At 59.1% G+C, this 6672-nt stretch carries 6 protein-coding genes; 5 read left to right on the top strand and 1 reads right to left on the bottom strand.

Annotated elements, in window-relative coordinates; genetic code table 11:
* Positions 1–239: 239 nt before the first annotated feature.
* From AAFO90_RS23530 to AAFO90_RS23550, 5 genes are all read left to right on the top strand, one after another.
* Entirely contained in the window at positions 240–1016 is a 777-nt protein-coding gene (locus tag AAFO90_RS23530) for a transporter substrate-binding domain-containing protein (RefSeq protein ID WP_347511001.1), read from the top strand.
* A 154-nt stretch (positions 1017–1170) separates the two neighbouring features.
* Positions 1171–3390, top strand: coding sequence for an EAL domain-containing protein (locus AAFO90_RS23535; RefSeq protein WP_347511002.1), 2220 nt, complete (start codon positions 1171–1173; stop codon positions 3388–3390).
* Between the two features lie 261 nt (positions 3391–3651).
* Entirely contained in the window at positions 3652–4437 is a 786-nt protein-coding gene (locus tag AAFO90_RS23540) for an ABC transporter ATP-binding protein (RefSeq protein WP_342455894.1), read from the top strand.
* The gene (locus AAFO90_RS23545) at positions 4412–5011 is read left to right on the top strand and encodes an energy-coupling factor transporter transmembrane protein EcfT (protein WP_347511003.1); all 600 of its coding nucleotides are present in this window, start codon (positions 4412–4414) and stop codon (positions 5009–5011) included. The genes AAFO90_RS23540 and AAFO90_RS23545 overlap by 26 nt, the downstream gene beginning before the upstream one ends.
* A gap of 47 nt (positions 5012–5058) precedes the next feature.
* Positions 5059–5607 (top strand): biotin transporter BioY, encoded by a 549-nt coding sequence (locus AAFO90_RS23550; protein WP_347511004.1) that lies wholly within the window; start codon positions 5059–5061, stop codon positions 5605–5607.
* Between the two features lie 106 nt (positions 5608–5713).
* Here AAFO90_RS23550 and AAFO90_RS23555 read toward each other — a convergent pair whose 3' ends face one another.
* Complete coding sequence (locus AAFO90_RS23555; RefSeq protein ID WP_347511005.1) at positions 5714–6154, bottom strand: response regulator; 441 nt, start codon at positions 6152–6154, stop codon at positions 5714–5716.
* Between the last annotated feature and the right edge of the window lie 518 nt (positions 6155–6672).

A 6672-nucleotide genomic window follows, 5' to 3' on the forward strand; every position in this document is an offset into this window, starting at 1 on the left:
TGGGGCGCAAGGCGGACCCAGACCTCATCTGTCAACACAAACCGCTCTTCGTTCATTCAAACCTCCATTTTGGAAGCTTGAATCAGATTTCAGCCAGCTTGGGAATCCTGAATGTCCACAGACCCTATAAAACGACCGAAAATCACGGTGGTTTTGCGTTTTGCCGGGCAGGTACTGAGATTCATTTAACCCGTCTCGCGCAGTCTGACTGTTACTTGTTTTTAGGAGGTAACAGTCGCATGCGGAGTGTCCGTCCCATCCGTGCCAGATCAGCGATGAATGTTCTGGCTGCACTGTTGTTGCTAGGGACGCCTGTCAGCGCGGATGTCATTGACCTGCGCGCTGACGCCTGGTGTCCATTCAACTGCGATCCGGCCAGCGACCAGCCGGGGTATATGGTGGAAGTGGCACAAGAGGCGCTGGCGCTTTTTGGGCACGAGGTACGTTATACGTCGATGACCTGGAGCCGCAGCCTGTCACAGGCTCTCAGCGGCGACATTACCGGTGTCATCGGCACCGATCAGGAAGAATCGCCTGATCTGATCCTTGGCCCGCCCATGGGCAACTATCAGGAGGCTATCGTGTTCCGCGCCGGGGAAGCCCGGTCAATCGCGACCGCTGAAGATCTGGAAGGTATCCGGATCGGGGCGATCCTGGACTATGAGTACAACACCGTGATCGCCGCCTATGTTGCAGAGAACGCCAGAAACCCCGAGCGGGTTCAGATGATCGGCGGCGATGATGCCCTGAAACGAAATCTGCAAAAGCTGAAGGCCGGGCGGATCGACATGGCAATCGATGAACGTTCGGTTGTGACCTACATGATCGATCAGCTGGAATTGCAGGACGATTTGCAAGTCGCGAACTATGGCGAGGCGACCGAGCTTCACATCGGTTTCTCCCCGGCGCTGGAGGCATCTGCGCTTTATGCGCAGCAGCTGACAGAAGGGGGAGCGCAGCTCAAGGCATCTGGGCGCTACGGTGAGATCCTGAAACGCTATGGACTGACTGAGTAATTCTGCCATGAATGTTGTCGGCCCCAAAACCCTTCGCACCCGCATTCTGTTGGGCGTCCTAATCCCAGTTTTTCTAATCCTGGCGGCAGGTCTGACCTACGAATCCTATGATCACAGAGCGCATCTGATAGAGGGTCAGCACCAGCAAGGGGACATGGTCGCCCGATTGACGGCAACGACCGTGACGCAGGCTTTGTGGGATTTCGACATCGTCCAGGTGGAACAATCGCTGCAACAGATCGTGGCCCTTGGCCAGGTCGCAAGTGTTGAAATTATTGGTCTGGCTGGCGAGCAGATCGCGGCCGCTACCGCACCGGGGTTCACCCCGAGCGAAGGGGATTTCATCACCACACATGTGATCGAGTATGTTCTGGGTGACCAACACGAAGAGCTGGGAGAACTACGGCTGACTCTCCCAGTGGAACACGTCACTGGTCCCTTGATGGACACGACGGTTCAGCATGCTGCGGTCTCGGTACTTATCTTTGCCCTGCTGGCCGTCAGCGTGTTTCTTGTCCTGACGCGGATTTCGCAGCCACTCACCAAAATCGGCACAGCGATCGACGATATTTACAATGGCCGGTTTGACACGGTGGTTCCCTATCAGTCCCGTACTGATGAGATCGGCATGCTGGCACAGACGCTGGAGCAGATGCGCCGCAATGAGGTCGAAATGGCAGACCTGCGCGCCCACACGACCGAAGCAAGCAGGCGGGAAAGAAAACGGATCTACCGCGCCCTGAAATCCACCCGCGATGGCGTGATCCTGACGGATGAAACGGGTCACGTGGTGTTCTCCAACGCCAATGCCAGCATCTTCTTTGCCGATGCGCGGGACGGGGAAAAACTGAACTTCCGCTCCTGGCTGCCGCAGGACGTGGCCGAACAGATCGAAGAACGCGTCGCCGCCAATCAGGATTTTGCCGCCGAGGCAAGCGTCACCCATTTCAACAGCGGTGAAGAGCTGAACCTGTTGGTGCGGGGCGGTCCGATCCGGGACGAAGAGGGCCTGTATTTGGGCACACTGCTGCTGGCCACCGATCACAGCGATCAGGCACGTCAGGCCGCGCGCGTCAAATTCATGGCGGAGCATGACAGCCTGACCGGCCTGCCGAACCGGCGCCTGCTAGAGCACACCCTCGGCAACTGGCTCAATCAGGGGGAACAGGTGTCAATCCTGCTGGCGGATCTGGATCATTTCAAGATGATCAACGACACGCTTGGCCATCCCACCGGTGACGCCCTGCTAAAGGTCGTGGGTGAAAAATTCCTGGGCAACTGCGGGAAAAACGCCTTGGCAGCGCGGCTTGGCGGCGACGAATTTGCGATCCTCGTCAAAGGCGCCGCAAGCGAGGAACGCCTGAACAGCATTGCCAACTCGCTGGTCTATGATCTGTCGAAACCGCTGACCATCGACGGCAACGTCCTGCACACCGGCATGAGTGCGGGCATCGCAACCCTGTCTGGTTCTGAGGCCGGATCCACCGATGGCATCCGCTGCGCTGATCTGGCGCTTTATGAGGCGAAAAAGGGCGGCCGTGGCCGGGTCGAGATTTTCCACAAGGATCTGGAAACCGTCATCAAACGCAGAACCCTTCTGGAGCGGGAATTGCGCGGCGCCCTCAACGAAGGCAGCATCCGCCCCGTCTTTCAGGTCCAGACCGACCTCAAGACAGGTCAGATCATCGGATTTGAAACCCTTGCACGCTGGCATCACCGGCATCTGGGCAGCATCTCTCCGGCGGAATTCATCCCTGTCGCCGAAGACAGAGGGCTGATCCGCGAGCTAACCTACCAGATCATGACCCATGCCTTCCGCGCCGCGGCGCGCTGGCATGACATGGGTTGGACCGGCCGGGTGGCAGTTAATCTCTCACCCAAGCTGTTTGGTTCGCAGGTCGATGAATTCGTCAATGACTGCCTGTATGAAACCGGCTGCCCCGCCAGCGCGGTCGAGGCCGAAATCACCGAAACAGTTGTCCTGTCGAGCGGCCAGTCTGCGCTGAAAGAGATCGAAGCCCTGCAACGGCTGGGCGTGACCGTGGCGCTTGACGATTTTGGCATGGGCTATTCCTCGCTCAGCTACCTGCAGAAATTCCCGGTGAACAAGATCAAGGTCGACGCGGCCTTTGTCTCCAAACTGCCTGATTCCGCCGAAACCCGGGCAATCGTCGTGGCCATCGCGGAACTGGGGCATGCCCTTGGCATGCATGTCACCGGCGAAGGCGCTGAGACCGAACTGCACCGGCAACTGCTTCGGGAATGCAAGGTCGACTATCTGCAAGGCTATTTCGATGGCCCGCCCATGGCCGAACGTGCTGCGACCGCTCGTCTCTTCCCTGGCGCCGGTCTGCACCTGCAAATGTCCAACTGACAAGCGCGCACCAAAATCCGCAGCAAAACCTCGGTCACGGGTTGGTTATTCCTGTCTCAATCTCACTGGCGCTGCCGCAGCCCGGCACGCCGGTTCTGGTATTGCTTTGACACGGCGCAGGCTTTTGACCGGCCATCAGACCCCTCCCGGCCTCGATTTGGCTGATTTTCTTGCGGAAAACGTTGCCTGAAGCAAAAAAACCGGTATCACCTGCCGAACCGATTTCGCCACGCCATCATCGCCACAAAGGAGCCCCGCGTTTTGAAACCTGCTGCACCGGACCAGAGGCTGGACAGCGCAGGCGCACCCACTGCCGACTCTGCCCGGGCTGCCGTGGTGGATCTGCAGGCGGTGCATGTGATCGCAGGCGAAAAGACGCTGTTGCAGGACATCTCATTTCGCGCCGATGAAGCGCGGGTTGGAATCGTCGGGCGCAATGGATCAGGAAAAACCACTCTGTCGCGCGTCCTGGCCGGCCTGATCGCGCCAGATCAGGGAGAGGCCCGGGTCGACGGTATCGACCTGTCGCGCGACCGCAAGGCGGCGCTGGAGCTGGTGGGCGTGCTGTTCCAGAACCCAGACCGGCAGATCATTTTCCCCACGGTGGAAGAAGAGATCGGTTTCGGGCTGCGCCAGATGGGTCTGAGCAAATTCGACACCGCCGCAGAGGTGGCGCAAACCCTGGCCCGTTTCGGAAAATCGCAATGGGCAAAGGCGCCGACACATCTTCTGTCGCAGGGGCAAAAACAACTGCTGTGCCTGATGGCTATTCTCGCCATGAAACCGCGAATCATCCTGCTGGATGAACCCTTTGCCGGGCTGGATATCCCAACCCGCATGCAGTTGCAGCGCGCGCTGGATCAGGCCGAAGCACAGCTTTTCCACGTCTCGCACGACCCGCAACACCTGGAACACTATGACCGTATCCTGTGGATCGAGGCAGGCCAGCTGCGGGCCGATGGGTCACCCGCTGACGTCTTGCCGGAGTTCACCAGACAGATGACCGAATGGGGGGCAAGCGATGATCTCTCTGACCTCGCCAGTTGAAACCTGGGCGCACCGGTGGCCCGCGGGGCTAAAGCTGGCCATCCTCTGCGCCACCACGGTGGTTCTGTTCTCCCTGAAAACACCAGCGGCGCAGGGTGGCGCGCTGGCACTGACGCTGGGTCTCTATCTCAGCGCCGGACGCGTCTTTGCCACCAGTGGTCTGAGGACCTTGCAGATTCTCTGGCCGTTCTTCGTGGTCATCGCACTGTGGCATCTGATCGAAGGCACCCCGGCAACCGGGCTGACCATCGCACTGCGGCTGACCACCGCCGTAGCACTGGCGAATTTTGTCACCATGACCACCCGGCTCACTGATATGGTTGGGGTTGCCGCATGGCTGCTGACGCCGTTTCGCCGGATTGGCCTCAGCACCCGGGCGCTTGAAACCGCAATCGCGCTGGTGATCCGCTTTGGCCCGTTGCTGGCACACCGCGGCGCGGATCTGGCCGAAGCCTGGCGCGCAAGATCACCGCGCCGCCCATCATGGCGCATTGCCCTGCCGATGACCATTCTGGCGCTGGATGACGCCGACCACGTTGCCGAAGCGCTGAAGGCGCGCGGCGGCGTTCAATAATCTTAGGCCCGGCTGCGCAGCTGGGCATGTACAAGGATCGAAACCATATGGAACGTTCTATCGCTTACATCGCTCTTTTTGCGGCACTGATCGCCGCATTGGGGCTGATCCCGCAGATCACCCTTGCCTTTGGCGTGCCCGTTTCGGCCCAGAGCCTCGGTATCATGCTCTGCGGCACGGTACTGGGCGCCCGGCGCGGATTGCTGGCCGTTCTGCTGTTCCTGCTTCTTGTCGCCCTTGGCCTGCCCCTGCTGTCCGGCGGGCGCGGTGGGCTCAGCGTCTTTTCCTCGCCCACGGCTGGCTTCCTTGTTGGCTTCCCGATTGCGGCCTTTGTCACCGGCCTGATCATGGAGCGGATGCGGGGTATTCCGCTGGTGGCGACGGCGACCATCGCGGCGATGCTAGGCGGGATCGTCGTGCTCTATCTGTTTGGTGTGGCCGGAATGGCCATCACCCTCGACAAGTCCTTTACCGACGCTGCAGCCCTGGTCCTGATTTTCATTCCGGGCGACATCCTGAAGGCCGTGGTTGCCGGGCTTCTGACCGCCGGACTGGCGCGGGCGCGCCCCGGCAGCCTGCTATCGCGCAACAGCTAAGGTCCGACCCAAAGCCTCGGACACTCTGACATACACCGCAACGGAGCAGGCATGCGGCCTGCTCCGTTGATCAGATCGCCACACCAGCCTGATGCCCTTCGGCGCCTTAGTCCTCTTGGACCTCCTCGCCGCCGCAAAATTCATGCGCAAGATTGATTATCAGCCATTTGAACAGAGGCTTGGGCAGGATATCGATCATCCCCCATTCGGTGCCACGTTGGAATTTCTCCAGGTTGGCGCAATCTGACATCCCAATGATCGCAGGGCCCGCCGAACCACCCCCAAGCGCGGCAATCTTCCGGGAAATCTCTCCCACCAGATTGCCAGCGGGAAACCGGATATCCATCAGCACCAGACCATATGTCGACCGCCGGGCCGCGCAGCGCCGAAACGCCTCATGAGGATCCGCGCACAGCTCAAAAGGCACGCCCGCTTCGCGCAGGAATTCCTCCAGACGAAGGCGTACCCAGGGATCATCGTCAACGGCCAGGACCGACAGCGCCGGGATGGCGCGGGTTTCTATGGTTTCGGATCTCAAAGCAGACATAACAACACCCTCCCAAAGGCCGGGTTTCTACCCACAAACGTACTAACACCCCCAGAGCCTGTCTGGGATCGGCTGCGATCTGGAAATGCGGATTTACGACGCAAGGAAGACACGCTGAGAATCCGCATTCAGATTCAGCCCAAAAGTTCACATCTGGCGGAATACGACAGATCACACCCGCTCAGGTTGTTAACCTTAACACACCCCAAGACGTTAAAACATACAAGTTATCTAGAATTAACGACCAATTTTCTAAATATACGGAAAACAGCCCAGTAAAGTAAAGCCACGCCTCAGGGAACGCAACAAATCCCAAAACGACTTTCATTACAAATCAAGTACCTAGCGTAATCCTCAAGAACGCAGAACAACACCTGTGCAGGAATAATATTCAAGGAAAGTCTGAAAAACCTCGTGCTCTGAGCGGGTTGCGGTAGACTGAGCGGGACCTTGAAGGATGCCCGCCGATGCCCAAACAGCCCGCCTTTCCTGCGCTACGCCAGTCAATGAAGAAGAAA

This window comes from Phaeobacter sp. CAU 1743, from assembly GCF_039839315.1.
Lineage (GTDB): Bacteria > Pseudomonadota > Alphaproteobacteria > Rhodobacterales > Rhodobacteraceae > Phycobacter > Phycobacter gallaeciensis_A.